Origin of the sequence: Alicyclobacillus contaminans DSM 17975, from assembly GCF_000429525.1 — a bacterium.
Taxonomy (GTDB): domain Bacteria; phylum Bacillota; class Bacilli; order Alicyclobacillales; family Alicyclobacillaceae; genus Alicyclobacillus_A; species Alicyclobacillus_A contaminans.
Genome location: NZ_AUCA01000037.1, coordinates 1 through 25,295, shown reverse-complemented (window position 1 = coordinate 25,295; position 25,295 = coordinate 1). Strand labels below are relative to the sequence as shown.

The window sequence follows — 25,295 nt, the reverse complement described above, 5'->3', positions numbered from 1 at the left end:
TCAGCCGCCTCCATCACCGACTAAGAGATCAAGCAGAGGGCACGTCCAGAACGACGTACGGCGAAACCGTCGTTGTACCGTCCTCCAGTGTCATGGGGCCATTGACCCACGGTTTACCGTCCACGTTCCAGAACGCTTTGATCATGGTCTTGTTCTGCTGGAACAAGACATGAGGGCTGGCGGCGATGAACGGGCCTGAGCCATCCTTGATGATGTACTTCGTGAAGTCCGCCAGAATGAGGTCCCCCTTGCTGCCGAGCGTCGCGGTGCGGCCTGTGAAGACCACCGGCATGCCCATCAGCGTGTTCGGAATGCCTCGCGTCGCATCGCCGCGGATAAAGATGTAGTTCCCGACGGCGTCCCGAATCGTCACGAGTTGAGGCAGGATAGACTGGTTTGCAACCCACACGGCCGTACTCTGCGACTCTGCGTACAGCTTGGCAGCCATCTGCGCGATGTCTTCGTAAGAGATCTGGTTGGCCGTAGCGCGATGCACAGCGATGGTCCCAGGCGCGTTGATCACCCCGGTCGGTTTCCCGGTACCGTCTCCCCGCAGAAACGCGATGTCTTCAGCGGCCATCATCGCGTTGGTGAGCAGGTTCCCAATGAACGCTTGTGCCGCCTCATAGTTGCGCAGCAGTTTGTCCGTCACCACAGTTGTTGCGGCGACTTCATATGGTGTGAGTGACACTTCACGGAGTTTCCCGGTGGTGTCCGGCTTGGCATCCCCTTCTTTGATCCACTGGACCTCCACGCCACCGTAGACGCCGTTCGTACCACTCTGATCCAACGCCGGGACCATCAACTCGGCATCAGGCGGGTCTCCAGCCGGAACGACGTTAGCCCGCGGCCGCACAATGGCGGTTTCCGGCTGCAGCATGAGGATGTCCGTCCGATACTGCGGCGGCACAAGGATCGCTCCATCGCCTTCTGTGCCTGTGACGGACCATTCGTTGCGCACCCGAGGCAACAGCAGGTCGCGGAAGGCCTCCGGCACTGCGTAGCCACCCGACGGGCCAACTGGCAGCGAGTCCAAACGGCCCTTCGGATCCCCAAAGCGCACCGCGGCGACAAATTCACCGATGTTCTTGAACCCGCCGTCATCCTTCTTCGGTGCCTGAACGTGGTCCAGTGCCGGCCGGAACGGCTTGTTCAGCGGCTTGTCCAACTCTTGTTCGCGCGCAGCCACCTTGTTTTCACGCTCCTCCCGGTCACGTTCTGCCTTGATGTCTGTTTCCAAGGATTCGATTTCCGCGTCCAATTGGTCGAACGCGGCCACCTCTTGCGGTGTCAGTTCTCGACTTTCTGCCTTCGCCTTATCCAACAGTTCGCGTTGCTGTTGCACCTTTTCAGCGCGACTCTCCAGCAGTTGCTGCAGTTTGCTCACTCCATCAACCTTCTTTCGTTGTTTTTTAGACGTCGCTCCAATAAAGAAAGCGGCGCCGAAGGCGACCGCTTATTGCGACTGTCTTTGGAATTGTCATCTTGCTCCCACGGCGGCGTCTCGCCGAACTGCTTGTAGTGGCGCCCCAACTCCGCCTGGACTTTCGGGATATCACCTTCCGGAATATCCACCTGAGAGAGACCTTGTGCCGCTGCCACCACGCCATTCCAAACGACAGCGCCGTCGGACGGTCGGTGGTGTGGCAACTTCAGATCCCCGAATGATGCCGGCGGCATCTCCTTGGCCCAAGCATAGTGTCCGGCGATGTGGCGCTTTTCGTCGTCCGTCAGATCCGTCCATGCCTTATCGGTGAAGTCTGACAAGGTCGGGGCTTCCCACGGAGTGTCCTTCGGAGCTAGCTTGTCCGAGACATCCGGAGGCACTACGCCGGCACGAACCGCACGCGTTCCAGTGTCACGTCGCGCCTCCACCCCGGGGTCATCCGTCGAGGGCGCCAACTCAGACTCGAGGTACCAGTGATAGATCCCGTCGTCCTCCATGCCGTCGAACAGCACTCCGTATGCGTAGGTCAGCACAACCTCCCGCACCTCGCCCGTCACTTGTCCAGGGACGCGTGGCGGAATGGTGACGCGCACATCACTGCCAACGGTGAACAGCGGCGCCATGTCCTCGGCGCCGTCCGGGTCTTGCTCGATGCGTTCCATATCCGGCCTGGATGCGGCAACGAGCTTCGGAGGATGCTTATACCTGGACAAGTCCATCTCCTGCCCGTTTATCACCAGTCGGCCGTTACGGACTGATGCCGCCACTTGTTTCGACTGCTCGATCTGATCCGCGAAGCCATACTCCACTGCCTCATCAGCAGTGAGCCACGTCTCTGCATCCAGCAGCGCAACCAGCTGGTCTCGGTCCATGCCAGTCTTGTCCTGATACGCCGCAATCAAGCTCTCACGGATCTGGTCCAAGTCATCCGCCAATTTGCGGAAGTCATCTGCATTTCCGATAGCGATGGTCCATGGATTGTGCACCATCATCATAGCGTTGCGCGGCATGAGCACCTGGTCACCCGCCATGGCGATGACGGACGCGATGCTGGCAGCCAGACCGTCCACGTGTACCGTAACGTTGGCCGGGTGACGCTTGAGCATGGAGTGAATCGCTTGACCAGCGAAAACGTCCCCTCCGTCACTGTTGATGTAGACATCCAGTTGCGAAATGTCACCGAGAGCGTCCAAGTCTGCTTGGAATTGACTCGGTGTGATCTCGTCTCCCCACCAGGTCATGCTGTCGATAGGACCATACAGATAGAGTTGGCCCTGCCCGGTGGACGCATCATTACGGAAGTCCCAAAACTTGCGTCTCTGCTTCGCCATCAACTCACCCCCTTTCCGCCCGAAGACTGTGTGGGAGCGGGCGGGTTCTGCAATTGTCGCGACACCGGCGTCATGTTTCCGTTGACTAGGTATGCCGTACCTGCCTCCCCTCCGATGGGGTTCATCTCCTCCAAGGCCCGCCACTCATCGGCGTTGATGACGCCGTTTTGCCGCTGAATAGCGAGGCCCTGTTGGCGACTGAGATAGTCACCGCGTAGCAGTCCGTTCAGGTTGAACTTCGCGTAGTATCCCTGCTGCCGGTCACGCTTGGAGAAAAGCTTCCAGTTGATGGCGTTCTCCCATTTCGCGACGTAGGGCAAGAGACTGTACATCACGAACTCCAGGCTCTGCTGCTCTATGTTGTTGTTCGTCGACCGATCAAGGTCGGCTATCATGTGCGGAGGCACACGAAAAAGCCCGCAGATCTCATCACGCGAGAACTTGCGGGTCTCGATAAACTGCGCGTCGGCCATCGGCATGGAGACACGGCTGTACTTTGCGCCGCCTTCGAGGATGATGGGCTTCCAAGCGTTATGGAGGCCACCCCAGTTTTCCTCGACATCCTTTTTCAGGCGCTCGTAGGCAGTATCACTCAGTTCCGTCGGGTGCTCCACGATGCCGCCAGCATTCATGCCCTGGCCATAGAAACGAGCCGCAAACTCAGCCGCGGCCATGCCAACACCGATGGACTCAGCGGCCATGCGGATCGGGCTGTATCCCATGATTCCGTCCCAGCCAAGGCCAGGAATATGGAACACTTCGGACGCTGGGAACACCTCGTATTTGCCGCGGTCCTCCACCCGATACTTAATGGTCCAGTCTGCCGGGTCTCGGAACGGCCAGCACCGCTCCCACGGCACGGGATACACGTCAATTGCCTGCCCGCGCCCGTTACGTGTGATGATGCTGTAACAGTTGCCTGAGATCACGAGGTTTCCCATCTGCTGTTCGCGCCAAGTGACGGTGTTCATCTCGTCATTCGGCTCTGCGTACAGGAGATCGAACACCGGATGGTCGTTCGCCCTGTCAGATCCGCCGTCTGGTCTGGACCTGTATACGATGAGCGGCAGCGACGCCAGCGCTTCCGCTAGGACTCTCACGCACGAATAGACCGTGATGAAGCGCAGTGCCGATTCCTCCGTCACCGCAACGCCCGAATGGCTGTGTGAGATGCCTATCCGGCTCCAAAATCGGTCGAAAAACTCATCTGGTGTGTACCCTGTGGCCTGATTTTTGGCCACCAATCGCGCCAAAATCCCCATCATTCACGCCTCCTTTCGGACGCGCGACGTTCGGCGCGTGGTGGAAGGCCAACCCACAGAATCATGGCGCCACAGATGATCCATGCGAGCGGGTGATAGATGCGCCAAAGGCCGTATCCGATCATCAAAAAACCTGCCAAAAGGCAGGCATCACGGGTATATTCAAGCAAAAACACACCGATTTTCGCGAGAAATCTGCGCTTTTTGGCACTCAAAGTCGCCTCATCCCCCTTCTTTCGTAGACAGAAGTCTTGGCTTCGGCCACTGTGGCCCGAGAAAACGCGTTGATCACCGCTGCAATCGGGTCGATCCGGTTCCGGGAGCGGTCTTTGGCCAACATGATGTTCTCCTGAGAGTCCATTTTGACGATTGCGTTACCGATTGCCCACGTCAGAAGCGGATCGCGCTCGTGCTGGATGTTTCCTTGCAACACTTCAGCACGAAACCGCTTGGTTGGCTCTGAAAGTTGCCTGATGGACTGTGGAATCTCGACCACTGTAAAGCCTTCTGCCTCCATGTCCTGCGCAAAATGCGTGGCGTTCCACTTGTCGAAGTCGATTTCCTGTATCCGATGACCGTCATCCCTCAGTTTGCAGATGAAAGACTCCACAAAACTGTAGTCCACCACCGCGCCCGGTGTAACGTACAACCATCCCTGCTGCACCCATAGGTCATACGGCACTTTATCCGTCTGCCGACGCTCCGCTAGCTTGTCTTCCGGGATGAAGGAGCGCTGCCGGACGAAGAATCTGCCGTCCCCAAGGACGTACACCAGGCCAACGCTCGTCAAATCCGTTGTCGCGGACAGGTCGACACCGACGTAGCACGGATATTGCGTCAAGTCCATCTGCGCATCTGTGCCGCAGGAGCGCCACTTGCCCATGGGCATGTACCCATCCTCCCGCTGGTCTACCCATCGGTTCATGTTCTTCGTGAGAAAACTGCGCATCTTCTCTGGAACGTCCAGGGCGGCCTTCAACTCACCACGCAGAAAGTTCATGCCTTCCTCGTAGGTGGCCACGATGGGGTTCGCCTTTATCCAGACCGATTCGTCCTTGATGTCGTCGTCCTTGTCTAACTCACAGACCATGACGAAGTACTCATCATTCTCGATAGGCGAGCTGTCGTCCAAGATCTGCGACACGTACTGATACTCCGTGAAGCACGGCCGCGACAAATCAAAACCCGCTGTCGTGATGATCACGATGAGCGGGTTCTTTCGTGCGACCATACCGGAGACAAGCACATCATAAATTTCGCTGGTCTCGTGGACGTGGTACTCGTCGATCACAGCGACACTCGGGTTCTTGCCATCTCCAGTCTTCCGTGACTCCTTAGACAGAGGCTGAATGACAGAACCGCTTTTCAGGTGAGTGATACGCCCGTAGCTGTCGGTGTACTTTCCCTTCAACAAATCGCACGCACGAATCTGTGCCAAAATCTCGTTGTACACGATGCTTGACTGCTCGCGGCCCCATCCAGCGATGTAGCATTCCTCTTGCTCGTCGCTCAAAAAGCAGGAGTATGATGTGATGACGGCCAGAAGCTGAGACTTGGCGTTCTTCCGCGCGAGTTGGATGTACGCCTTGCGAAACCGGCGCAAGCCCGTCTGCTTGTTCTTCCAGCAAAAGATGTTGCCGGCAACGAACAGCTGAAAGTCGGTCAGTTTGATGTACTGCCCTGCAAGCACGCCTTTGGTATGTTTGAACATCCCGGCCCAGCGGTAGAACTTGTACAACTCGCTGCCATCGAACGTATACGGGTAATCTTCGTCTGGGATACGTTCGATATCCTGGAGGAACCGGCGACACGCAGCGATGTGCTTTCGGCAGGCCCGTTGACGGCCATCGACAACATCCTCCGCATAGCCGACGACCCTCGCAATCAGTTGTTCTGGCGTCACAGCATATCGCCGAAGAGTTTTTCCTCTTCCGTGGGCTGCTTCTCTTCTCGCTTGGGCATCGCCAGCTTTGCGCGTGCGCTTGGTGTCAGACCAAACTCCAACGCCAGGGAACGCATTTGATCATGCAGTTGTTTTTTCTTGGTCAACAGCGGATGCGGCACCTTGTTCGTCTCTGCGGCCTTGTTCGTGTACTCAACGAGCAGACCTTCCTCGCGGATGATCTTCGTACACTCAACATAGTCCGAGTATGCATCGCAGTACGCGGCAAGGGCGTTTATATCGACATTGGTGAGCAGGTCAAGCTCCTGCAGTTCAGCCGCAAGACGTTTGAACTCTCGCTTCGCCACCGAGTCCAACCAGGCCGGAGGTTTTATCTTGTCGGCGCGCGGCTTGAGTTTCTTTTCTGCCTCCACGCGCTGTGCAAGTTCGGCCTTCGTCAGTCGATTCTTGTTGCCTGTCAGTATCTGCAGATGCGCCGGGATTGCTCGCCTGCCCATTATTTCACCTCCAGTCGTTTACCCCTTTTGCATCAAAAAACGAATTTTGTGCGCCCCATAGGCCCGCGCGGTCGCGGCGCTAAAAGTCGGAAGGATTTTGCCCCCCTACCTCGCCCGCTTCCCAAATGGTGGAATCAGTTCCACAGGCTATCGGCCAAGTCGTCAGGCATTACCGAACCCACCGTCCTCCCTCGCCGTCTTTGCGTCATGACATGGCTTGCACAACGGCTGCCAGTTATTCGTATCCCAGAACAGCGCCTTGTCTCCCTTGTGCGGCTTAATGTGGTCCACCACTGTCGCGGGCGTCATCCTACCGTGACGCTCGCATTCAGCGCATAGCGGGTGTGCTCGCAGGTATGCCAAGCGTGCTTTGCGCCACCTGCTGTCATATCCTCGTTGCGCCGAGTTGCCGCGGTGCCTGTCATACTCGGTTACACGTTGCTTATGGTCGTCACAGTAGCGCTCGCGAGTGAGCGCGCTGCACCCCGGCTCTGCGCAGGGCTTCAACGGTCGGCTAGGCATCCGGCACAACCTCGACGCTAAGTCGCAGCACCTTGCCGGGCGCATATGCCATGAGCTTTAGCAGTTCCGGCAACTCAGTCGCAGGAACATCGAACTGCACCCGCGCAGAACCGTCACCGCCAAATTTGATGGCGCTCTGAATCTGCGGGATGGATGCGTGCATAGCGATTGGCACGATAGACACCTCCCTTTGTGGGCAAAATAAAAACCCGCCGAAGCGGGATTGCATCGATTTATACTGGGATTTCGTTTCCTGTTCTTCCGCTGTAGGTGTGGGTATGCGGGATACTCCCATTTACCGTGGTGACACCTTCAAAGAAATGGTAATGACCACCGCTTGGAAGTTGAATTGCAGGACCTGTCCGTCCACTGATGAAGTGCCTATGTCCGTCATTGAATGTTGTTTCAGTGGAGTAGGTATGGGTGTGTGGGACACCACTTGGAGCTGGTCCGGTGACTCCTACGTAACGGTGTCGATGACCAACATCGAAGGAAGTAATACCTGAAAAACCATGGGTATGAAGTACCCTTCCGTCCCACGTAATCAGGAAAATTTCATGAGAATGAGTATCCGCGTCGGATGCTTCACTCTCATAAATAACCCCGTAAACATGGTGTTCGTCTTGGGCGCGTTCTTCGTCGTTCACCCTGACACCCTCCTCGCAAACTTATGGGTGGTGTTAGGGTACGCATGTTTGACTGCTCAAGTTTAAGTCATTTACCTTGCGTCATAAGCGGATATCAAAAGAAAAACCCGCCGAAGCGGGAGAGCGCGATATTTTCTACAGTTCCAATTCTTCTTTGAAGGCGAGCATTAAATATCTATCCATTGCCTTCATGTCTACTTCCTCACCGTTGCTATAAGTAATGCATGTGTGATTTGTTGCGGGGACAATCTTATCGATCTCCTCTTTCCCAAAAAAGACACCAACATGATGTTTTCCCATCGTGAACTTCAACGACGATTTACCGATTGCGAATTCTATTTCTTCCTTCGAATCACGCAATCTAACATCAGGAACTACGACCATTACGTCCCGAATCTCATCGCATATGTCCCGAAAATAATTTGAGATGAAACTCATCGCCTTGTTAAGGCATTCAAGATTATAGACATCGCTTGAGTATTTTTCCCTAACTCTTCTGACCAGAACATCACGATACAATTCCATCACCCTCCCGCTTCCTCATTCTCCGCGCGGAAGGTTTTTCCTTCTTTCTGTCGAAATGCTTCGAAAGAAGGGAGGTGTTATACATGCCAAGGACAGGAGAAAAGCCAGGTTCCGGTTATTACCAATGCACAAATTGCGGTGAAATCGTGCATTTGGATGATGCTACCGACACGTTGCCACCATGCCCAAAATGTAGTGGCACTAACTATGTTCGCGTTTAACAAACAGAAATTCTGCTATGGCTGCTTCTTCATATCCAAACAATTTGCCTAGCACCCAGTGATCGAATGCAGTCTTTGGTGCCTGCGGCATCGATTTGATAACTTCGAGGATATGCTCATACTTGTAAACCCAGAAGGTCACCCATCCTTCGGACAAAGTTTCCACATGCGCATTGAGTTTGTATCCATCAACGAAGTCTGACGCCTCCTCGATATAGCGTTCTTGGAGTGCCATCGATGCCGCAGGTTTTCCTCTTTGCACCATGTAACAATAGTTGGCTAATACCGCTTTATATCCACCAGGCATTTCTCCCTCACTTCCAGCCCACAGACTAAGCTGGCGGCCTCCACATTACACCCACCGGCCCGTACGCTAGCCGATGGGTGCCCGCAAGGGGGTTCCATACACCGAAACCCTCGCTCAGGAAGTCGGTGCGCTGAAAGTGACGCACCAGTCAGGGGGCGAGCGCCCTGCAGGGACTTCTTAGACTCGCGTGGCTATCCCCTGACTGCTGAGCCACTTTTTTTGGAATGGTGCTCGCGTAACACCCTCTGTGCCAACCACTCAGCCGCTCGCGCGTATACCTTGGCGGTCCATGTTAGATGTCCCGCGCACGCCTGCGCTGTTTCAACTTCCCTCCGCGGCGCTCATATGTGTTCGCCGACTGCATCAGGCGTTCGATGTCGCGAAACGTCAACCTCTCACGGCGCGCGATGGTGACTGTCGCGCCTTCTCCCTGATTCAAGCGCCGTTTCTTCTTCACACGTCCTCACCCAGTTCTCTGAGTTGGGCGGCCAGCATATCCCGATACTCAGCGGCAGCGGCCCACCTTGCATTGGCTGTTGTGACTCGTGAGTGTGAGCTACCGGGCGGGAGTGCCCTGCGCGCATCAGCTGCCCGTTGCGCCGCCGTAACAGCCTTGGCGTAGCGTGTTTTCAGTTTCGCGATCTCTCGCTTTCGCAACGTTTCCTGCGCCGCGTGTTCACCCACTGTCACCGCCCACCCTTCGCATAGTTCGCAGCCCAACATCCTCGTGCCGGACGGAACACGTTCATTGCAGACCCAACAGAAACGCATCCAATCACCTCATGTCATGACCGGAGGAAGCCCTGCAGCACCGCTCCGGTTCGGCGGGAGGTGTTCGGCTGAACGTCGCCGCCTTGCAGGGCATGTGTCATACAAAGAGCACCAGCCGTAGCTGATGCCCGTGGTCATAAGCAATGAATAAGGCACCCGATCCGGGTACCTTCTGGACATACTTTCTCCGCAGAAAACATATCATGTTTTGCACGGAAAATCACTAGACCCAAGGCCGATTTTTTACATGATTTTTTACACACTTTTTCTCTCGTTTTCCGCGCCACTACTGAGTTTCAGCGACCTAAACAACTCTTCTAATCCCTCTCTTTTTTCGACGTTGTAGAAACTCTTGCTGACGTACCACCCTTCCTCACGCAATTCATCATAGACAACTGCATCTGTTGGTAGCGGCTCATGGCCCAAAAACCTTTTCCGGATAAGGGCTCGCCGGTACGGCCGCAATCGCCTGACGTGCCAATCAATCCGCCAGATGAAGCGCCGGAAACTGGCCTCGCTAAAGTCAGGCGTGATGCAAAACCCAGTTACCGATTTCGGTGTTGACGGGTGAACCCGCGATGCGCGGATAAGGTCCGGGTGAATGGCTGACGCGTATCCACGCTTCACAGGCACACGCCGGTTGGCGATGGCCTCCTTGGCGGCCCGATAGTTCGCGAAAATCTTATACAGCGCCTTGCGTTCTTCCGGTGTCAGGCTCATCCAACCGCCTCCCTTGCCACGCGCTCGATGCGGGCTTTCAGCGCATTCATCAGACTGTCCTGGTTCGCCTCTTTACAGAAATCACGCGCGAAAGCCCACTCCTTTAGGGGTGGGATGAAGCGCGTTGCACTTCATTCATCGAACTGATACAGTATTGGTATGGGACAAGAATATCGTCATACGAAAACAACCGTATCGCTCATCAACTATCATTTTGTTTTCTGCCCTCGATACCGGCGGAAAGTTCTCGTTGGTCAAGTGGAATCACGGTTCAAAGAACTGGTAAGCGAGATTTGCGCCCAAAACGATTGGATGATTCTTGTGATGGAAGTCATGCCTGATCATGTTCATCTGTTTCTCAATTGTCTCCCAACAGATTCGCCATCAAATATCATGGCAACCATCAAGGGAACGACTTCACGGCGGCTTCGTCAAGAGTTTGCGCATCTTAGACACCTCCCTAGTCTATGGACACGTTCCTTCTTTGTGAGTACGGCAGGAAACGTGTCCAGCGATACGATCCGCCGGTATGTCGAAGCCCAGAAGAAGCGTGGGTGAACACGATGCACAAAGCTTTTTCCTTCCGCCTCTATCCAACAAAAGAGCAGGAGCAGATAATCCGGCGAACCATCGGATGTTGCCGATTTGTGTACAATCACTTTCTCGCGCTTCGGAAAGAATCCTACGAGCGAGACGTAACAACTTTGAACCAATATGCTTGCATGAAAGAGTTGCCAGCGTTAAAACAGCAGCACCCTTGGCTTCAGGAAGTTGATTCGACTGCACTGCAAAGGGCAGTCGAAGACTTAGATCACGCCTTTCAGCGCTTCTTCCGTGAGAAGAAAAGCTACCCACGCTTCAAGAGCAAGAAGCATCCGAAGCAATCCTACACGTCCAAACGCAACGGCAAAGAGGATGACAAAGCGACTATCCGCATCGAGGGGAACCGGATTCGGCTGCCGAAGGTAGGATGGGTGAAGTTCGCCAAATCCCGCGAAGTGCAGGGGCGTATCCTTTCTGGCACGGTTCGTCTGGCTCCTTCGGGAAAGTTCTTTGTATCGGTCCTGGTGGACACGGAGATTCAGCCTTTGAAGCCCAACTTCAACGCCGTTGGCATCGATCTGGGGTTAAAGGACTTCGCCGTGCTCAGCACTGGGGAAACGATCCCGAATCCCCGGCACCTACGAAAACACGAAAAGAAACTGAAACGCTGGCAACGGATTCTTTCCCGCAGGAAACTGGGCGGGAAGAACCGGGAGAAAGCCCGGTTGAAAGTGGCCCGGCTTCATGAGAAGGTTCGAAACGCGAGACTGGACTTCCTTCACAAGTTGTCCACCAGGCTGATTCGCGAGAACCAAGCGATCTGCCTGGAGGACTTGCGTGTTCGGAACATGCAACAAAATCACAAACTGTCCAAGAGCATTGCCGATGCCAGCTGGTCGGAATTTCGGCGGCAGTTGGAATACAAAGCGAACTGGTACGGGAGACAGGTAGCGACCGTTTCCCCTGTCTTCCCCTCTAGCCAACTTTGCTCCTGCTGCGGGCACCGAAACGCCGAGACGAAAGACCTGTCTGTTCGACACTGGACGTGCCCGAAGTGCGGTGTGGCCCACGATCGTGATGTCAACGCCGCGAGGAATATCCTGCACGAAGGATTGCGACTTTTGAATTTGTCCGCTTAAGCGGACTGAACCGTGGGACACACGGGGATAGCTTGGTGCCGCAAGGCAGAACTCTCGGTTGCGGGAGTGCTCCCAAGAATCCCACGGCTTTAGCCGTGCGGAGTGTCAAGTTCCATGGCCGCGACAGCTTCCTCATCCATCGTGCCTTCAGCCACTAGTCGTATCACCACGATGCGTCTAGTCTGTCCCTGACGGTGCACCCTCGCATTCGCCTGCTCATCCTCTTCCAGGCTCCATATCGTATCGAACCAGACAACCGCTTGACTGCTCGACCCCACGGTCGAGGCAGCCGCCGAGACAACCCGGCGTTACGGCCAGGCGAGACACCAACGCCAGCGGTGAACGCTGACGTACAGTGAACAACCCTTGCTTTCACTCCCGGTGGATACTCTCCACTGATGCCAGTGTAGCAGGATATCTCGCCTAGCGAGTCCGGTCATTTTCCGGTGATTTTTACTTTTCCGGGCCCCGCCGTGCGGCACCGTCACCAGACCAGCGCGCTGTTTCGCCACGTTGAACGCGCCGAATCTCATACAGATGGCGGCGAGACTCGGTTGATCTGGATGCTCTTTCCTCCACTCCCGATACTGCCTCATGCCGAAGGACGGGCCGCATGCCTCTGCACAGAGTTTCAGCGCACGAATCATATCTTCATCCGATATGACGTGGACGTGTGGCGCCTGAAGACTTATCCCAGCCTTTTCCTTCGCGGCATTCCACGTTCCAAACATGAGCAGCATAGCGTTGGCGTTCGGCCTGTCTGGATGATTCGCCCGCCACTTCTCATAGTCCCCGACGGAAAGCCCTGGATAAACCGCCGCAGCCGCGCGCAACGCATCGATGCAGTCCTGCTCCGTCAGCGGCGCAAAACCGAGATACTTTCCGACATCCGTCCACTTCATGCCCATCCGTCGTGTAATGGTAACGGCTGCCATCACATCATGGTCCTTCGCATACGCGTTCCAATCGCGGATGGATGGCCAATATCCCATCTCATCCGCAAACTCCCGCAGCGCGGCCAGAGACGCCTCCAGCCGCTCCCTGTTGACTTGTTTCGGCACTACTCCGCGACCTCCTCGACCGTCCACAGGCCGGGCTCCCAGCCTGCGTTCAGTACGGCGTCCGCGTCGGCCTGCACCGCCTCGATGAACTGCGCGTTGATCTCACCTCGCACCCGCTGTCCGTCCGGTCGCGTCCACCATCCATGGTACTGTGCACTGTACACCAGGCCGTCCTCTGATGGCTCACAGGTCACGCGTGTCACTCCAAACTCACCGTCTCCAAAGAGTTCGATGCGCTTCTCCACCATGAACACTGTCATCCCTAGTTCCTCCTTCGCATATCGGATGATCTGTTCTTCCGTCCACACTGGGGTGGCGGAGAGCACCTGGATAGGCACGGGAAGCTTTCCTCGCCCCCAGTATGTCGCCACTTTCCGTCGATCCCAGCCGAGGATCGCGGCGGCTTCCGTCACACCAGCCAGCTTCGGGATGTGGTGGTATGTCATGCGATCTCACCCCGCAGCTCCGCCACCGTCTGCACCACGATGGTGTACAGCATCCCCTGCCCCATCATGCTGCGATGGTCGATGATGTGGCGCGCGCTCGACGTACCGAGAAGGGTGGCTACCCGCTGGCGCAGGGTCGCTGCAGCCTGTTCGGTGCTCATCCCGGTGCGGCGAGCGAGCTTCTGGATGCTCGCCTGCACGTCTTTCTCGGATGTCGCGGACAGCCACTCCAGCGCCTTCGCACGGATATCCTCCGCCCATGCAATCTGCTTCGGGCTGCCCTGCAGAGCCTGCACCTGGATGCCCCAGCGCGCCGCCGTCGCCTGACGGAGCTTTTCGGCCTCTATGGCGCGCTCGCGCCTGATGCACTCGCTGCATCCGACGAACGTGTGCCCGCTTGCGAATGTCATGGCGTGTTGGTGCCGATCCGTATGCGGGCAGGCACCTCGCTTCGCTTCACGCCACGCCTGCCGCAAACCGAGGACGAACCGCGCTGTGTAGTCACCGACCATCTGCTTTGCCAACTGATGAGCCCGCTGCATGATTTCCTTTTTCGTCATCTTAACCGCCCCCTGTTGTATTTGACAACATTATAACACGGTGTGTTGTAATTTACAACAGTCGAATGAAAAAAATATCCCCGCACATCGGCGGGGAAATCGTCCATACATACGCGGGACTAAAACTCACCTCCTTTCCGCGCTCCATAAAGTTCCGTCCACCCATGAAGTCAACTCATGCAAGATCTCATATATCCGACTCCGCGAGTAGTTCGTGTGCGCCTCGATAGCGTGCCATGGCGCGCGGTCACGGTAGTACATCCTGACCACCGTCTGATGCTCCTGCCGAAGCATCGACACCATGTCCTCGATGTCCTGGATCTGGTCGCATATCTCGTCGTACTGGTGCTGGAGCATGGAGATCTCGCGCTCCGTCCGCTCGATGCGCTCCAGCGTATCCGCCACGTAGTCCTCCATGGTGTATGGCTGGCCACCCTGCACCCGATCCTTGTCGTAGGTGATGGCCTTCTGCCCGGCGTTGTCGAGGTCCGCACGCCACCGGGCGATTCGTTCGCGGCGTCGAGCGATCTGGTGCTCCAGGCGGCGTTTCTCTCCGTCCAGCCAGTTCCACCGTTCCATCGCCGCGCGGAAGCCGGATGACCTTTTCGACACCGTGATCTCTGCCTCGAAACTCATGGCACCACCTCCCTCACGGCATGTTCTCAAGCCATCGGACGCACACTGCAGCCACCTGCACCAGTTCCTCCCGCAGATCAGCGGAGCGCACTGTGTAGAGCCTGTGCCACTCTTCCTGTGTCAGCGTCTGTCGCGTCTCTTCGTGCTGTATCTCTGTCAGCTCGTAGTGAGCTTTCGCGACTTCTCCGAACTCTTCAGCGAGCACCGCCAGCCCATGTGCATCACCGTGCCAGCGCGGATGCAAACGGTCTTGTCGTTTTCGCTCTGCGATGATGTCAGCTAGGATGGTTGACCTGTGCATCCGACCACCTCCACTGAAGATTTCGAGTTGTGCACAGATTTGTGCACACCCTGTTGAGAACTTACGTTCGCTAGCCCGAACGCTCCGCCCGGTCTCGGCCCGATATGGTCGGTCTCCGCCAGGTCCATGAGCAGCACTGTTACTTCTCGCGGCGGTCTACCGACGTACTCCGCTATCTCCCACAGCGGCTTTCCATGCTGCCACATGCATATGACATCCAGGAGATCTGTCGGCTCCCAGTAGAAGTCCCAGTCCTGGCATGCGATGTATCCAGGCTGCTGAGTCTTTGCTACCCGGCTCACGATGACTCACCCCTCACGCCGTCTGATGGACCAGCTTGTCCACCACAGCTAGGTAGTCCACCGCTACACCGCGGCCACTCCGGATCAGGTAGCACTGCGCCTCTAGGTCCTCCCGGGGGATGCTGGCCTTCCCACCGGCCTTCCAGCGTTCCCAAGCGGTCAGAATGAGTTTCCCGGGCACATACAGCCGCTCGTTGTCGCGCGCGAACTCGATGATTGCGAAGACGATGGCGCCCTGGTCCAGACATGCACGCATATGCGTTATCTGGTGCTCATGGAAGTTGCTTAGCGGAAACCGGGTGGACTCCCGCGTCGACTTCGCCTCGAATTGCAAGCTCCGTCCGCGGTACACGCCCTCATAGTCCACTGTGGATTTCGACTCCAGGTATGCTGACACGATCCGGGTGCCCTGTGTTCGAACGATGGCGACCGGCGTTGGCCGCTTGTGCACGACTGCCCAGCCCCTCTGTCGATAGACTTCGTTGGTGTGGTTGATCATGGCCTCCAGCGCCATGCCGCGGTTGCCCATTCCCATGTCGCTTCACCCTTCCGATTCGGCCCCTAGCAGGCTGCTGGAGCCGTTTTTTCGTAAGTCAGGTATAAACACCTTATCCGGCACATTCGGACCCGCTATCAGGCGGTACTTCATTCCCCCATGCATCCCATCCGGGAACCCGCTGCCGGGCGAACAACTCAATCCGCGGTAGATCGCCCATCAACTGCTCAATCCGCCCATATACCTCGTCCGGCTTCCGGCTGTGTTCCCGCCGCTCACTCATGATCACGGAGTGAACTGCGGCTGACACTCTCTTTGGCTTCCCTCGGATAGCCAGCAGGCACGGTTCCGCATTCGCGCGCGTCCAGTTCCCCATGCCCATCGCGAGTTTTCCGTGCTTCGTAGTCTTCACCCATGTGAATGCCACCGTCCGATACTGAAAGCCCCAGGCTTCCAGCACACTCAGCGCCTCCGGAAACATCGGATAAGTCGCCCACATGAACAGCGCGCAGTCATCGGCCGCGATGGACTGAACAGGCATCCCCTTGATCTCCTCCATGCTCATTACCGAATACTTAAAGGCGGCGCCCCTCTCTCCGGCCGCGGCCTTGTCTCGGTAACGCCAAGGCGGGTCTACGTAGATCACGCTGTACCGCTTATCAGGGAATGGAATCACGCCGTCTCCCTCCTCCACGTTTAATCCAGATCCTCCAACCGCTCCACAACCCGCATTCCTAGCTTCTTAGCGACCATTCGCTCCAGACGCGCTCCCCTGGAACGGCTCCACCCAGGCAACATAAGGATTGTGTCGGCATCCATCATCAGTCGCAGCGCACGTCGCATGTACCAGTTCCATGGCTTGTCAAACTCAGACACGCCTTCCGCCGGGTTGATGACATCGAAGCCCAAACGCCGGAGCAATTCTGCTGTCGCGAAGAACATCGGGTAATTCCAGTCCTTGATGCCGCTCATGGGGCCGCTGATGTAGACTTTCATGCCGTCTCCTCCCTCCTGCATCGGCTGCATACCTTACGCACAGCGTCCTCATCCCCCAGCCACCAGCGTCGGCAGCTGGGGCACCAGATCCAGTACATCAGCCACTCGCTCCCTTCACTTTGGCGAGTGCTCGACTAGCTATCACATCCGGAGGCCCTGCACCTTCGGATATGTCCCTTAACGCCTCCAGCATGATGGTGTTTTGTTGCTCCAAGTCCGCCGTCGCCAAGTGCGCGCCTGCTCCGTTCATGTTGTGGACCTTCTTGCGGAGTTCCTTGAGTTCTGCCGCTTGCTCCGCTATCGTTTTGTCGCGATCTCGGATGGTGGCGATGAGGTTCGGTATCGCTGTTTTCGAGTTCACAACGCCTGACGAATCAATCCCCATTCGCAGACGGTCAACGGAGGGCACCAACGCCGTCTCAATGGCCGCTATCTCTTCCTCGCTCAACACGCGCCCAGTCATCGCTCCATCGCCTCCAATTCCGTGAGTACCGCCTCAATGTCGTCTTCTGCCGCATAGAACGCTTCCTCTGCTGCATTAAACGCGAGGTGCCCGTGTAGGGCCTCGGCACGCCGCTTAGTTGCCTTATACATCCGTTCCAACCCCTCCAACCTGCTGCGCTCCACCAAGACCCAATTGCACTCGCGTCCGTGAGTCAAGTCGTGAATCTGACGCATCTCCTCGGGCGGGTTGTCATACAGAGACTCGTAACCTGGATTGCCCATCGCGAACCCGCTCCACACCTTGTACGCTGCCTGCTCAACCATGCGAAGCCTATCCAGTTCCGATTGCTCCACCACCGTCAGCCCGGCCTCTTCCAGCATCCGCAGCTTGTGGCCGGAGAGGATGGCGGCGGCGCGTCCGCGTACGTCGTCCATCACGCATCACCCCGCCGCCGCCAGAGCGCTACCGGTGATGCGACCATGCTCCGCGGCAACTTGCGCTCGATGCGCTCGGCCAACACTCGCCGCTTCCAGCAGACGTCGCAGCCCTCCCGTTCGCACCTCGTGTACGCCTCTTCAAGCGCGCCCAGCAAAACCGCCAATTCAAAGCGGGTGAAGTCCATCCGGTGGACTTTGTTCTCGTCGGCTCTCGCCATCCATCACACGCTCCTTTCCGGGTATTCGTCCCATGTGCGTCCATCGAGCATGCGGCCTGCTTTCTTCTTGCCCACACGCCACACTGAGATTCCGTCATCGAATTGGTAAAGCGGTTTGTCACCAACGTCGTTCAGATGGATACCCGAGGCGCTGGGATTCGAGAATTCTCCGTGCTGCTTGAAGAAGAACGGGACTCCGGCTTGTTGGCACTGGTCCCTCAAGCTCCGCGCCCAGTCCGGGTGCATGGGACGCGCATGTGGGCCGCTCTCGCCGCCCACTATGACCCAGTCAATCGCAGTCTCCGGGCATCCAATTGCGAAGCGCGGCTTGCATCCATTCGGCCGGTCTTGGCAGTAGCACTCGCCGTCGAATGGCTTGTACGCAGACAGATCCACCGGACCCAGTAGCGGCTCGCAGCTCAGAAACCTCACCGCCGCTGGCGTCTGCAGGAGTAGCGGAATCCGTTCATCTGCGGCCTTCTGGTTCTCGACGCTGACACCGAGCCAGACGTTTTTCAGTGCAGGTTCTCCTGTAATGACGTGCGTTCCGTACTTCTTGACCCAGTTCATCATCCGCTCTGGGCGCTTCGTGAGAATTTGAAACACGTGATGCGGAGCACCCGCCATCGTTTCCCACACCTGGATGATGAACTCATCCGGCACCTGCTCATGGAACAAATCACTCATGCTGTTGACGAACACTCTCCGCGGCTTTTTCCACTTCAACGGTTCATACAATCGCTCCGGATGCAGTTTTACGTTCACTGCGGCGTTCGGGGCTGTCCACGGCTTTTCAGTCAATCCAAACCTCACTTTGGAGCACCCTGTAACCGGGTTCCATGTGGCGTCTGTCCACTCAATCGCGCTTCTATCACCCATCACTCAACCGCTCCTTTCACACGACTCGTATCTCATGCGCCCACAGCCCACTTTCGGCCGCCTCCAATGGCGGCGGCATCCGATCAGATGGCAATTGCAGTAGGGGCTTTCCGTCCTGGCTTTGCCCGATACGCCGAAACCCGGCCGCATAGAAACATCCTCCGCGCAGGTGTTTGCCGACGTACGTCAGGATCCCGTCCGGCGGAGGCGTCCCCCACAGGTGTTGCGTGATCCCTAGCGCCAGGACTATCAGATGACTGCTCAGGTAGTGGCCCTCGTTCCGGAACAGCGTGCACTCCCATGCGTCATACCCGTCATCACGTATCCCGGACCACGTAACCCACAGTGCACGTTCGTCTCGACTTAGGAGCACCAGATTTCTTCCGGGCCGGCAGAATTGCGATGTTCCTGGTTTCTGCCGAGTGTAGTGCCGATCCGCAAGTTGGACAGCCTGCCGGTTACCTTTGTGAGTCAGTTGCCAGGTCACATCGCATCCCCCTCATATCCCCAGCGTCAGCTGCTCATATGGGCGCAGCCGGTATCTCCGCACGTACTCATCCAACTCCTCGCGCGTGGCGAACGGTGCTCCGCCACCACCCATGCCATCGAAATCCACGAAGTCAAGGCACCATCCAAACTTCGTTCCTTCCGCGTGACGGATGATGTACCACCGCCCGTCGTGCTTCCACTGCTCCACTGCGTCCTCCGCCCACTCTTCGAACCACTTTGGGATGCTTCGTGTCATTCCGTGTCCACCTCCCTTACCGGCGCCAGCGTGATCCTGATGCTCCTATCCTCCGGGTGCATCCGTATCCTCGTCACCCGCCGGGTGTGGTCGTAGCGCTGTAGCTGCCGGACTAGGCTCTCCAGCGTGGCCACTACACTGCTTACCGTTGGCACCGCCGGGATCTGGACGCGGCAGATGTCCTGCGTTTCGAGGTCTGTCATGTCGTTTCACCGTCCTGCATCAGCGGCGGTACCCATGTCATAGAGTCGACAGTCACCCGGTGTCCTTCCCAACTCGCCAGGATTGCGAAGGCATCCGCCAGCGTCGGAAAGTCGATGCCCTCCTGCCGCATGGCCATCTGCAGTTGCAGGGCTCTGTGCAACTTCGCCGCCATGTTCCCGCCGTGCGCGACGCATTCTTTTGCGATGTCATTGACCAACTGCTTGTCCATGTTCAGCCCTCCTCCGATACATCGATGAACCGCTGAAACTCTTTGGCGAACCCTACTTTGGCCGTTCCCTGCGGCCCATTTCGGTTCTTCGCAACGATGATTTCCACCACGCCTTTGGTCGGCGTCTCCGGGTTGTAGTACTCATCCCGGTAGAGGAACATGATCACGTCGGCATCCTGCTCGATTTGGCCAGAATCACGTAGGTCCGATAGCGTTGGACGCTTGTCTGCCCGTTTCTCTACCTCGCGATTGACCTGTGCTAGTGCGACGATGGAACACTGCAACTCTTTGGCCAGCGCCTTTAGCTCTGTACTGATGAGCCCGATCTCCTCAACCCGACTTCGCCCCTTCTTGGAAACTTTCACAATCTGCAGATAGTCCACGAAGGCAACGAGCTTCATCCCTTGGTTCTGCCGCGCGATCCGTCGCAACTTGGCCCGGATGTACGGGACCGTGGCGTACGGGTTGTCGTCGATGAATAAGTTCCGCTGACCAATCTCGCTGACCGCAGATGTGATGCCGTACCAGTTGTCATCCTGAATGTTCCCGTTCATCAGGTTGAACATCGGTATCATGGACTCTGCGGAGACCATCCGGTCCATCAGCGTGTACCGCAGCATTTCGATGCTGAACACCACCACGCAGCTATCACGTGCACCGGCCGCAGCCGACTGCAGAGCGAACGCCGTCTTTCCCATGGATGGCCGGGCGCCGACCACGAACAGGTCCCCCGGACGCCATCCATGCAGCCAAACGTTTAGTTGCTTGAACCCTGTGTCCACGCCCGGCAGTTGGCCCTTGTTTTTGACCCGTTCCTCCAGCATGGTCATGTACTCATCTGCAATCTGCGACACATGAACCGGGCCGGTCTCACCCTCTACGCTGGACGACACCTCAGCGAAGGACTTTTCGATCTCCGACAGTGCATCGTCGTCAATCCGTTCGGCTGTCTCTGCCATCTCAATCATCCGGTGAGCGGTTTGTACCAGACGACGCCGAGTAGATGCATCTTTCACAATCCTCGTAGTGTCCTGAATAGCCCAAGGCTTGGCGAGGATTCCAGACGTGATGTCAGCCAATTTGTCCGTATCTACGCGCTTGGCCAACTTTTCGACGATAGCGAATGAGGTGACCGGTTTGCCGCGCTCCGCAAGCCATTGCACCGTCCGGAATATCAGCCCGAGGTCTGGATCCAGGAAATCCTCGTGGCTCAGATTGACTTCGTCGAGTAGGTCAGGGCGCTGGATGAGCGTCGCGCAAAGCGTTGCCTCTGCTTGCGTTGGATCAACCCGCACCATCATCGACCTCCTGTAGTAATGCGGCGACTTCCGGAGGGAGATCCCGTGGGACGTAAGGCCCCCCAGTTACTTCCTTGGGCGATTCACGACTCCGGTGAGATTCCACAGAAACGGATATCTCTAGCGGCTGAACCGACTCCCGTTTCGCTAGTTCCCTCTGCCACAAGTCCTGTATCACTTTCGCGCAGTATGTGAAGGTGCTAATGTCCGCCTTTTTCGCATAGGCTTGTACTATCCCCGACCTGACGAACGAGATTGGCACTTTGGATTCGTGGAATCGCTTGATCCACCTGTAGGCCTCTCCCTTCGCTGTGTAGTTGGGATTGGCGCCGCAGGCAATCATCTGGCTTTCGACTTCTCGGCAGTAGGTGTCAAGGTCCAGTTCTGATTCGTCGCCAAACGGCGGCAGTGGTTCATGTCCATGCGGTTGGTTGGTATGGTTGGTTGGTTGGTATGGTTGGTTGGTACACCCGGACATCGGTTGGATGTCCTCCGGACGTCCGCCGGACATCGGTTGGACGTCCTTTTTCTTTTTCTGCTTTGCTTTCTCTCTTTGTTCACGCTTGCGCTCAGCATCTTTCTCGCGTTGTTCAATATATTTCCCTGCGTAGTCGTACCAATCGTGGAGTTGATCATCTTCGTCTACGAAACCGGCTTTGCGGATGGATTCAAGAAACTTCCCCGGTTCTCCGTCCCATTCCGCACCAGCTTCTATTTCATCAACTGTGTACCTTGAAAGGTCCCCATCCTGCGCGTAATCAAGTGACCACCACCAAAGCTGATGGAGGTATCCGATTGCTGCCGGTTTTGACACACCAAGCAACCGTGATAGACGAATTGTCTTCGGATGCCGAGCAATCGATTGATGTGACTCTATCCAAGCCACTCATTTCACCTCCCGTACACCGAATAATCTCCGCCCCGGCCGCATACCCTCTCTTTTGTGGGATGCGGCCGCAACACTCACACCAACTGCTCAAACAAGTCGCTAGTCTGAATACCCGATCGTGCTTCGATTTCGAAGTCCAACCGGACATTGTCCAGGTAATCCTCTGCATCGGTCCAAGTACCGATCTCAAACTCAAACGCATACTTATATCGCCGACCATCTATCTCCACTACTCCGAACTGACCCTCAAATACACCGGAACCAAATGACTCCATGGAGACCTTCATATCGATTACCTCCCATCCATCGGAATCACCAGGGTCTGCCCCGGCTGTATGTCAGTGTTCGTGAGCCCGTTCAGGCTCTGTATCTCAGCCACCACGTCCCGCGGATCGTGATGCTTATCCGCAGCTGTGGCTATGGACCAAAGACTGTCACCCTGCTGCACCACGTAGGTTGTCGTTCGTGCTGTATGTAGGTCATGGGTGGTGTACTGAGCCAGGGCTACGCCCCCGAGCAATACGCACAGTGCCAAGCCGACCGCCTGGGCGGAGGGCACGGGGACCCTCCGCAACAGGGGGCGCTTAGAACGGGAGGTCATCATCCGTGGTGATGGGTGTATCGTCCGCAAACGGGTCATCGAAGGTATCTGCTTGCGGTCTGGATGTTGCCTGAGCAGAATGTTTCTCACCCTCTGCACCTCCCCGATCCAGAAATCTGACGCCTTCTGCGACCACCTCTGCGACACGAACCTTCTGGCCTTCCCGGTTCTCATAGGTGCGAATTTGCAACCGCCCGTCTACCGCGGCCAGCCGTCCTTTATGCAGATACTGCGCACACAGTTCGGCTTGTTTTTGCCACACCACGATGTTGATGAAGTCCGCCTCTTGCTTATCTCCGTTCTTCGGACGGTTTACTGCTAAGGTGAAACTTGCTACCGCTGTACCTGACTGCGTATATCGCAGTTCTGGGTCTTGTGTCAGCCGTCCAATCAGAATCACTCGGTTCAGCATCACTTCGCCACCTTGAAGTTCATGATCTCTTTGACTGCGTTCCCAACGTCACCGGCCTGTAGTTCCTCAATGCGTGCCACGCCAAACTTCTGCAGGACTACCGCGACCTCATCAGGTTGGAGCTTCTTTTTTGCGATAGCCGATTCTACGGCTTTCAGTTGCGCGGAAGTGGCGGTCCCTTTCAGCTGCTCGTTGATGTCAGTCACGTTGCTTGGCTTGCGAGGTTGCTCCGTCGCCTTCCCGTGGTTGCGTTCATCTACACCCTCATCGCCTTCGGGATCGTCTCCGGTCGGGATCATGAATACCTTCATGAGCGCATACTTTTGCGCGCCGGAAATCGCCTTGTAGATGGCTTTATCACCGCGATCCTGGCCTTCGCCTGACATGGATATGGTCAGTTGTTCTCCTGTGTCTCCGTCGATGAATGTGAAGTCCATATCCACGCGAATGATGTACTCGGTTTGTCCCTTTGCTGTCACCGTTTCACGCAGTTCGTGACCCTTCATGCTCGGCAGCATAATCACATTCTGTTCGGCCAGAACTTCTCGAACTTTCTCGTTCACATCAGCCTCGGTCGCGTAGTTATATCCGTGGAATGAATTGCGTCCCCGCTTCTGGATGTACGGAACCTGCTTCATCACTTGCGCCAGCTTTTTCACCAGACTGTTCCCGGCCATCATTCATGCCCTCCTATCACTCGGAATGTCCGTCCGCGTTTCCCGTTCTTCCAAGTCACAATCTTCTGTCCGTTGAACGTGCCAACTTCGTAATCTCCAAGCATCGCTTTCAGTTCATTGGCGGCCTGCTCTTTCCGTTGCTCCGCATCCTTCGCGTCTTGGCATGCCGCCAGATACTCGTCTGCCCAGAACTGTGCGGCCGCCGTGAGTTCTATTACGCTTTCTGGTTTGGCTTCCGGATACAGATGTGCCAAGGCCCGTTTGCACGACTCCGAGGGGTCCACTTCGGGCGGTGTGTTCGTGAGCACGTGCTCGAACCAGAACCGCCTCGCTTCTTGAAACATGGCGTCTATCATCTGATTGTCTCGGTCCACCTGGAACATGTAGAACTTGTTTCCCCCGACCAGCACCGCGAACGCACCCCACGAAAGCCCAGTCACGAACAGATACCATTGGAGTTGCGCCATATAATGAGGAGGCACGATACCCTGCGACCAGTCGCCGTTGGCGTACTCGCTGGCCGTCTTCACCTCCAGGACGCCGGTGCCAAGTTCCTTGTCGTATACAAACCGGTCAACGTTTCCTTGCGCCCACTCATACAGCGGGTGCTGCAGGAGGTAGTTGACGCGCCGGATCTTTCGACCAGTGCGGATGGTGTACTCCTTGGCCACCCGATTCTCCAACTCACGACCCCAGTACATCGCCTCGTTATCAGGTTTCTCCGGAAGCCCCACCGTGAGGTCGACGAACACCTCCATGCGACTCACGTACGGATTTAGGCCGACGATGGCGCCAATACGGGAGCCGGTGATTTTGCGCTCACTTCCCAAGTCGCTGATGGTTTTTCCAACTGTGTGAATCACCTTCAAGGCGTGCACTGTGGTCAACCCTCCTTCACTGGTTGCAGATGCTCCTTGAAAAACGCCCCTGTCCAACCGTCCTCGACCCGAACGTCACAGATGCAGAGGCCAACCGATACCACCCGGCCCATCTTGCCTACGGCGTTGTCGGCGCCGGGGCCTATGCGGACGAGCTGCCCAACGCGGAAGTCTGTCATGCAGAATCACCGTCCAGTGCCCTGACCACAATCGCTTGGATGTGTCTCAGGCTTTGTTTGTCCGTTTGGAGCGCATGCTGCACTCTGACAGAGCGTTTCCGCTTATGAGCGACAGGGTGATCAGTGTACGTTTCAATCTCTTTGCAAAGCTTGTCACTCACGCTCTCCAGCCGGGTTTCGATGTGTTTGTTGATTTCCTCCAACGCTTCGCGCAGCCGCTCAATCTCAGCCAGCAGACGGGGTACATCTTCGCAGACGTGGGCGATGAACTCTGCGTATGCGCGGTCATCTTCGGATCCCCAAACCTGTATAACAAGGTCTGGTTCCCCTTCGTTCGCGTAGTCACCAGCCACGATGTATTCCGAAACAGCTCCGTGCTCGTCGGTATGAGACCCAACATAGCGCCATTCGTCTGTCTCAACCTTGCTCAACCGCTCCCGAATCGCTTGAAACTCCTGCTCCGTCACATCGCCCACCTCCGCATATCGTCTCGGCTTTCCTCCACATACGCCCTCGCGTACGCTGCTGCCATAACCCGCTCGTGACACGGCTGACAGCGGTATCGGTCCCA

At 56.6% G+C, this 25,295-nt stretch carries 40 protein-coding genes and 1 pseudogene; 3 read left to right on the top strand and 38 right to left on the bottom strand.

Going from position 1 to position 25,295, the window contains the following annotated elements; translation table 11 throughout:
* Positions 1-28 precede the first annotated feature (28 nt).
* From G463_RS0113280 to G463_RS0113235, 10 genes are all read right to left on the bottom strand, one after another.
* On the bottom strand, positions 29-1,387 hold the full coding sequence (locus G463_RS0113280; protein WP_026975563.1) for a phage major capsid protein: 1,359 nt from the start codon (positions 1,385-1,387) through the stop codon (positions 29-31).
* On the bottom strand, positions 1,384-2,778 hold the full coding sequence (locus G463_RS23330; RefSeq protein ID WP_084171685.1) for a head maturation protease, ClpP-related: 1,395 nt from the start codon (positions 2,776-2,778) through the stop codon (positions 1,384-1,386). The genes G463_RS0113280 and G463_RS23330 overlap by 4 nt, the downstream gene beginning before the upstream one ends.
* On the bottom strand, positions 2,778-4,040 hold the full coding sequence (locus tag G463_RS20405; RefSeq protein WP_084171683.1) for a phage portal protein: 1,263 nt from the start codon (positions 4,038-4,040) through the stop codon (positions 2,778-2,780). Before G463_RS20405 ends, G463_RS23330 begins: the two co-directional genes overlap by 1 nt.
* Complete coding sequence (locus G463_RS20400; RefSeq protein WP_156900213.1) at positions 4,040-4,255, bottom strand: hypothetical protein; 216 nt, start codon at positions 4,253-4,255, stop codon at positions 4,040-4,042. The genes G463_RS20405 and G463_RS20400 overlap by 1 nt, the downstream gene beginning before the upstream one ends.
* A complete protein-coding gene (locus G463_RS20395; protein WP_051322295.1) occupies positions 4,252-5,943 on the bottom strand; it encodes a terminase large subunit in 1,692 nt (563 codons plus the stop codon). Before G463_RS20395 ends, G463_RS20400 begins: the two co-directional genes overlap by 4 nt.
* Positions 5,940-6,440 carry a phage terminase small subunit P27 family gene (locus G463_RS0113255; protein ID WP_026975562.1) on the bottom strand — a complete coding sequence of 167 codons (501 nt, stop codon included), beginning with the start codon at positions 6,438-6,440 and terminating at the stop codon, positions 5,940-5,942. Before G463_RS0113255 ends, G463_RS20395 begins: the two co-directional genes overlap by 4 nt.
* Positions 6,441-6,602: 162 nt before the next feature.
* Positions 6,603-6,962 carry an HNH endonuclease gene (locus tag G463_RS22425; RefSeq protein ID WP_026975561.1) on the bottom strand — a complete coding sequence of 120 codons (360 nt, stop codon included), beginning with the start codon at positions 6,960-6,962 and terminating at the stop codon, positions 6,603-6,605.
* On the bottom strand, positions 6,955-7,137 hold the full coding sequence (locus G463_RS22910) for a hypothetical protein (RefSeq protein ID WP_156900212.1): 183 nt from the start codon (positions 7,135-7,137) through the stop codon (positions 6,955-6,957). The genes G463_RS22425 and G463_RS22910 overlap by 8 nt, the downstream gene beginning before the upstream one ends.
* Positions 7,138-7,195: 58 nt before the next feature.
* Positions 7,196-7,609: a YmaF family protein gene (locus G463_RS22420; RefSeq protein ID WP_084171681.1), complete on the bottom strand. Its 414-nt coding sequence runs from the start codon at positions 7,607-7,609 to the stop codon at positions 7,196-7,198.
* Between the two features lie 135 nt (positions 7,610-7,744).
* The gene (locus G463_RS0113235) at positions 7,745-8,137 is read right to left on the bottom strand and encodes a hypothetical protein (protein WP_026975559.1); all 393 of its coding nucleotides are present in this window, start codon (positions 8,135-8,137) and stop codon (positions 7,745-7,747) included.
* Positions 8,138-8,217: 80 nt separating this feature from the next.
* On the opposite strand from G463_RS0113235, the gene G463_RS24065 reads away from it, so the two are divergent.
* Positions 8,218-8,355 carry a zinc ribbon-containing protein gene (locus tag G463_RS24065; RefSeq protein WP_084171679.1) on the top strand — a complete coding sequence of 46 codons (138 nt, stop codon included), beginning with the start codon at positions 8,218-8,220 and terminating at the stop codon, positions 8,353-8,355.
* Here G463_RS24065 and G463_RS0113230 read toward each other — a convergent pair.
* From G463_RS0113230 to G463_RS0113215, 3 genes are all read right to left on the bottom strand, one after another.
* A complete protein-coding gene (locus G463_RS0113230; RefSeq protein WP_026975558.1) occupies positions 8,336-8,662 on the bottom strand; it encodes a hypothetical protein in 327 nt (108 codons plus the stop codon). The genes G463_RS24065 and G463_RS0113230 overlap by 20 nt on opposite strands.
* 292 nt (positions 8,663-8,954) lie before the next feature.
* Entirely contained in the window at positions 8,955-9,119 is a 165-nt protein-coding gene (locus G463_RS22905; RefSeq protein ID WP_156900211.1) for a hypothetical protein, read from the bottom strand.
* 569 nt (positions 9,120-9,688) lie between these two features.
* Positions 9,689-10,153, bottom strand: coding sequence for a hypothetical protein (locus G463_RS0113215; protein ID WP_026975556.1), 465 nt, complete (start codon positions 10,151-10,153; stop codon positions 9,689-9,691).
* 159 nt (positions 10,154-10,312) lie between these two features.
* Here G463_RS0113215 and tnpA point away from each other — a divergent pair, with 159 nt between their 5' ends.
* Both tnpA and tnpB read left to right on the top strand, forming a co-directional pair.
* Positions 10,313-10,711 (top strand): IS200/IS605 family transposase, encoded by a 399-nt coding sequence (tnpA, locus tag G463_RS22410; RefSeq protein ID WP_026975555.1) that lies wholly within the window; start codon positions 10,313-10,315, stop codon positions 10,709-10,711.
* Positions 10,712-10,716: 5 nt separating this feature from the next.
* Complete coding sequence (gene tnpB, locus G463_RS0113205; protein ID WP_026975554.1) at positions 10,717-11,835, top strand: IS200/IS605 family element RNA-guided endonuclease TnpB; 1,119 nt, start codon at positions 10,717-10,719, stop codon at positions 11,833-11,835.
* A gap of 110 nt (positions 11,836-11,945) precedes the next feature.
* Here the strand turns inward: tnpB and G463_RS23635 are convergent.
* The 25 genes and pseudogenes from G463_RS23635 to G463_RS0113070 all read right to left on the bottom strand — a co-directional run.
* Positions 11,946-12,107: pseudogene (locus G463_RS23635) on the bottom strand (ATP-dependent helicase); the annotation flags it as partial.
* Between the two features lie 36 nt (positions 12,108-12,143).
* Positions 12,144-12,896, bottom strand: coding sequence for a hypothetical protein (locus G463_RS0113195; RefSeq protein WP_026975552.1), 753 nt, complete (start codon positions 12,894-12,896; stop codon positions 12,144-12,146).
* On the bottom strand, positions 12,896-13,342 hold the full coding sequence (locus tag G463_RS0113190) for a hypothetical protein (protein ID WP_026975551.1): 447 nt from the start codon (positions 13,340-13,342) through the stop codon (positions 12,896-12,898). The genes G463_RS0113195 and G463_RS0113190 overlap by 1 nt, the downstream gene beginning before the upstream one ends.
* Complete coding sequence (locus G463_RS0113185) at positions 13,339-13,902, bottom strand: hypothetical protein (RefSeq protein WP_026975550.1); 564 nt, start codon at positions 13,900-13,902, stop codon at positions 13,339-13,341. The genes G463_RS0113190 and G463_RS0113185 overlap by 4 nt, the downstream gene beginning before the upstream one ends.
* 126 nt (positions 13,903-14,028) lie before the next feature.
* Positions 14,029-14,538 (bottom strand): hypothetical protein, encoded by a 510-nt coding sequence (locus G463_RS0113180; protein ID WP_026975549.1) that lies wholly within the window; start codon positions 14,536-14,538, stop codon positions 14,029-14,031.
* 13 nt (positions 14,539-14,551) lie between these two features.
* Positions 14,552-14,839, bottom strand: a complete 288-nt coding sequence (locus G463_RS0113175) for a nucleoside triphosphate pyrophosphohydrolase family protein (RefSeq protein ID WP_026975548.1) — start codon at positions 14,837-14,839, stop codon at positions 14,552-14,554.
* Positions 14,840-15,154: 315 nt separating this feature from the next.
* A complete protein-coding gene (locus G463_RS0113165) occupies positions 15,155-15,676 on the bottom strand; it encodes a Holliday junction resolvase RecU (RefSeq protein ID WP_026975547.1) in 522 nt (173 codons plus the stop codon).
* A gap of 73 nt (positions 15,677-15,749) precedes the next feature.
* The gene (locus G463_RS0113160; RefSeq protein ID WP_026975546.1) at positions 15,750-16,313 is read right to left on the bottom strand and encodes an MT-A70 family methyltransferase; all 564 of its coding nucleotides are present in this window, start codon (positions 16,311-16,313) and stop codon (positions 15,750-15,752) included.
* A 20-nt stretch (positions 16,314-16,333) separates the two neighbouring features.
* Positions 16,334-16,633, bottom strand: a complete 300-nt coding sequence (locus tag G463_RS20385) for a DUF4406 domain-containing protein (RefSeq protein WP_035487274.1) — start codon at positions 16,631-16,633, stop codon at positions 16,334-16,336.
* A gap of 97 nt (positions 16,634-16,730) precedes the next feature.
* Positions 16,731-17,096: a hypothetical protein gene (locus G463_RS0113150; protein WP_026975545.1), complete on the bottom strand. Its 366-nt coding sequence runs from the start codon at positions 17,094-17,096 to the stop codon at positions 16,731-16,733.
* A complete protein-coding gene (locus G463_RS0113145; protein WP_026975544.1) occupies positions 17,093-17,512 on the bottom strand; it encodes a hypothetical protein in 420 nt (139 codons plus the stop codon). Before G463_RS0113145 ends, G463_RS0113150 begins: the two co-directional genes overlap by 4 nt.
* Positions 17,512-17,733 (bottom strand): hypothetical protein, encoded by a 222-nt coding sequence (locus G463_RS0113140; protein ID WP_026975543.1) that lies wholly within the window; start codon positions 17,731-17,733, stop codon positions 17,512-17,514. The genes G463_RS0113145 and G463_RS0113140 overlap by 1 nt, the downstream gene beginning before the upstream one ends.
* A gap of 3 nt (positions 17,734-17,736) precedes the next feature.
* The gene (locus tag G463_RS0113135) at positions 17,737-18,612 is read right to left on the bottom strand and encodes a DUF5131 family protein (protein ID WP_026975542.1); all 876 of its coding nucleotides are present in this window, start codon (positions 18,610-18,612) and stop codon (positions 17,737-17,739) included.
* A 16-nt stretch (positions 18,613-18,628) separates the two neighbouring features.
* The gene (locus G463_RS0113130) at positions 18,629-19,099 is read right to left on the bottom strand and encodes a hypothetical protein (protein ID WP_026975541.1); all 471 of its coding nucleotides are present in this window, start codon (positions 19,097-19,099) and stop codon (positions 18,629-18,631) included.
* A gap of 12 nt (positions 19,100-19,111) precedes the next feature.
* Positions 19,112-19,357, bottom strand: coding sequence for a hypothetical protein (locus G463_RS0113125; protein WP_026975540.1), 246 nt, complete (start codon positions 19,355-19,357; stop codon positions 19,112-19,114).
* Positions 19,354-19,560, bottom strand: coding sequence for a hypothetical protein (locus tag G463_RS0113120; protein WP_026975539.1), 207 nt, complete (start codon positions 19,558-19,560; stop codon positions 19,354-19,356). The genes G463_RS0113125 and G463_RS0113120 overlap by 4 nt, the downstream gene beginning before the upstream one ends.
* Positions 19,557-19,790, bottom strand: a complete 234-nt coding sequence (locus tag G463_RS0113115) for a hypothetical protein (RefSeq protein WP_026975538.1) — start codon at positions 19,788-19,790, stop codon at positions 19,557-19,559. Before G463_RS0113115 ends, G463_RS0113120 begins: the two co-directional genes overlap by 4 nt.
* A 2-nt stretch (positions 19,791-19,792) precedes the next feature.
* Complete coding sequence (dnaB, locus tag G463_RS0113110; RefSeq protein WP_169725478.1) at positions 19,793-21,085, bottom strand: replicative DNA helicase; 1,293 nt, start codon at positions 21,083-21,085, stop codon at positions 19,793-19,795.
* Positions 21,075-21,974: a hypothetical protein gene (locus G463_RS21865; RefSeq protein WP_026975536.1), complete on the bottom strand. Its 900-nt coding sequence runs from the start codon at positions 21,972-21,974 to the stop codon at positions 21,075-21,077. The genes dnaB and G463_RS21865 overlap by 11 nt, the downstream gene beginning before the upstream one ends.
* 77 nt (positions 21,975-22,051) lie before the next feature.
* Positions 22,052-22,264 (bottom strand): hypothetical protein, encoded by a 213-nt coding sequence (locus G463_RS0113100; RefSeq protein WP_026975535.1) that lies wholly within the window; start codon positions 22,262-22,264, stop codon positions 22,052-22,054.
* Positions 22,265-22,269: 5 nt separating this feature from the next.
* A complete protein-coding gene (gene yneA, locus G463_RS0113095) occupies positions 22,270-22,536 on the bottom strand; it encodes a cell division suppressor protein YneA (RefSeq protein ID WP_051322293.1) in 267 nt (88 codons plus the stop codon).
* A 25-nt stretch (positions 22,537-22,561) separates the two neighbouring features.
* Complete coding sequence (locus G463_RS0113090; RefSeq protein ID WP_026975533.1) at positions 22,562-22,990, bottom strand: single-stranded DNA-binding protein; 429 nt, start codon at positions 22,988-22,990, stop codon at positions 22,562-22,564.
* Positions 22,990-23,667 carry an ERF family protein gene (locus G463_RS21860; protein WP_156900210.1) on the bottom strand — a complete coding sequence of 226 codons (678 nt, stop codon included), beginning with the start codon at positions 23,665-23,667 and terminating at the stop codon, positions 22,990-22,992. The genes G463_RS0113090 and G463_RS21860 overlap by 1 nt, the downstream gene beginning before the upstream one ends.
* The gene (locus G463_RS20370) at positions 23,667-24,545 is read right to left on the bottom strand and encodes a YqaJ viral recombinase family nuclease (RefSeq protein ID WP_051322291.1); all 879 of its coding nucleotides are present in this window, start codon (positions 24,543-24,545) and stop codon (positions 23,667-23,669) included. The genes G463_RS21860 and G463_RS20370 overlap by 1 nt, the downstream gene beginning before the upstream one ends.
* 175 nt (positions 24,546-24,720) lie before the next feature.
* A partial coding sequence (locus G463_RS0113070) for a hypothetical protein (RefSeq protein WP_211227421.1) occupies positions 24,721-25,295 on the bottom strand: 575 nt, incomplete at its 5' end.

What these genes read in the sequence shown, in the direction of transcription:
- G463_RS23330 (WP_084171685.1), bottom strand. Translation starts at nt 2,778, where the DNA reads ATGGCGAAGCAGAGACGCAAGTTTTGGGACTTCCGTAATGATGCGTCC.
- G463_RS20405 (WP_084171683.1), bottom strand. Translation starts at nt 4,040, where the DNA reads ATGGGGATTTTGGCGCGATTGGTGGCCAAAAATCAGGCCACAGGGTAC.
- G463_RS0113255 (WP_026975562.1), bottom strand. Translation starts at nt 6,440, where the DNA reads ATGGGCAGGCGAGCAATCCCGGCGCATCTGCAGATACTGACAGGCAAC.
- G463_RS22425 (WP_026975561.1), bottom strand. Translation starts at nt 6,962, where the DNA reads ATGCCTAGCCGACCGTTGAAGCCCTGCGCAGAGCCGGGGTGCAGCGCG.
- G463_RS24065 (WP_084171679.1), top strand. Translation starts at nt 8,218, where the DNA reads ATGCCAAGGACAGGAGAAAAGCCAGGTTCCGGTTATTACCAATGCACA.
- G463_RS0113230 (WP_026975558.1), bottom strand. Translation starts at nt 8,662, where the DNA reads ATGCCTGGTGGATATAAAGCGGTATTAGCCAACTATTGTTACATGGTG.
- G463_RS0113215 (WP_026975556.1), bottom strand. Translation starts at nt 10,153, where the DNA reads ATGAGCCTGACACCGGAAGAACGCAAGGCGCTGTATAAGATTTTCGCG.
- tnpA (WP_026975555.1), top strand. Translation starts at nt 10,313, where the DNA reads ATGGGACAAGAATATCGTCATACGAAAACAACCGTATCGCTCATCAAC.
- tnpB (WP_026975554.1), top strand. Translation starts at nt 10,717, where the DNA reads ATGCACAAAGCTTTTTCCTTCCGCCTCTATCCAACAAAAGAGCAGGAG.
- G463_RS0113190 (WP_026975551.1), bottom strand. Translation starts at nt 13,342, where the DNA reads ATGACATACCACCACATCCCGAAGCTGGCTGGTGTGACGGAAGCCGCC.
- G463_RS0113185 (WP_026975550.1), bottom strand. Translation starts at nt 13,902, where the DNA reads ATGACGAAAAAGGAAATCATGCAGCGGGCTCATCAGTTGGCAAAGCAG.
- G463_RS0113180 (WP_026975549.1), bottom strand. Translation starts at nt 14,538, where the DNA reads ATGAGTTTCGAGGCAGAGATCACGGTGTCGAAAAGGTCATCCGGCTTC.
- G463_RS0113175 (WP_026975548.1), bottom strand. Translation starts at nt 14,839, where the DNA reads ATGCACAGGTCAACCATCCTAGCTGACATCATCGCAGAGCGAAAACGA.
- G463_RS0113165 (WP_026975547.1), bottom strand. Translation starts at nt 15,676, where the DNA reads ATGGGAATGGGCAACCGCGGCATGGCGCTGGAGGCCATGATCAACCAC.
- G463_RS20385 (WP_035487274.1), bottom strand. Translation starts at nt 16,633, where the DNA reads ATGAAAGTCTACATCAGCGGCCCCATGAGCGGCATCAAGGACTGGAAT.
- G463_RS0113150 (WP_026975545.1), bottom strand. Translation starts at nt 17,096, where the DNA reads ATGACTGGGCGCGTGTTGAGCGAGGAAGAGATAGCGGCCATTGAGACG.
- G463_RS0113145 (WP_026975544.1), bottom strand. Translation starts at nt 17,512, where the DNA reads ATGGACGACGTACGCGGACGCGCCGCCGCCATCCTCTCCGGCCACAAG.
- G463_RS0113140 (WP_026975543.1), bottom strand. Translation starts at nt 17,733, where the DNA reads ATGGCGAGAGCCGACGAGAACAAAGTCCACCGGATGGACTTCACCCGC.
- G463_RS0113135 (WP_026975542.1), bottom strand. Translation starts at nt 18,612, where the DNA reads ATGGGTGATAGAAGCGCGATTGAGTGGACAGACGCCACATGGAACCCG.
- G463_RS0113125 (WP_026975540.1), bottom strand. Translation starts at nt 19,357, where the DNA reads ATGACACGAAGCATCCCAAAGTGGTTCGAAGAGTGGGCGGAGGACGCA.
- G463_RS0113120 (WP_026975539.1), bottom strand. Translation starts at nt 19,560, where the DNA reads ATGACAGACCTCGAAACGCAGGACATCTGCCGCGTCCAGATCCCGGCG.
- G463_RS0113115 (WP_026975538.1), bottom strand. Translation starts at nt 19,790, where the DNA reads ATGGACAAGCAGTTGGTCAATGACATCGCAAAAGAATGCGTCGCGCAC.
- G463_RS0113100 (WP_026975535.1), bottom strand. Translation starts at nt 22,264, where the DNA reads ATGAAGGTCTCCATGGAGTCATTTGGTTCCGGTGTATTTGAGGGTCAG.
- G463_RS0113090 (WP_026975533.1), bottom strand. Translation starts at nt 22,990, where the DNA reads ATGCTGAACCGAGTGATTCTGATTGGACGGCTGACACAAGACCCAGAA.
- G463_RS21860 (WP_156900210.1), bottom strand. Translation starts at nt 23,667, where the DNA reads ATGGCCGGGAACAGTCTGGTGAAAAAGCTGGCGCAAGTGATGAAGCAG.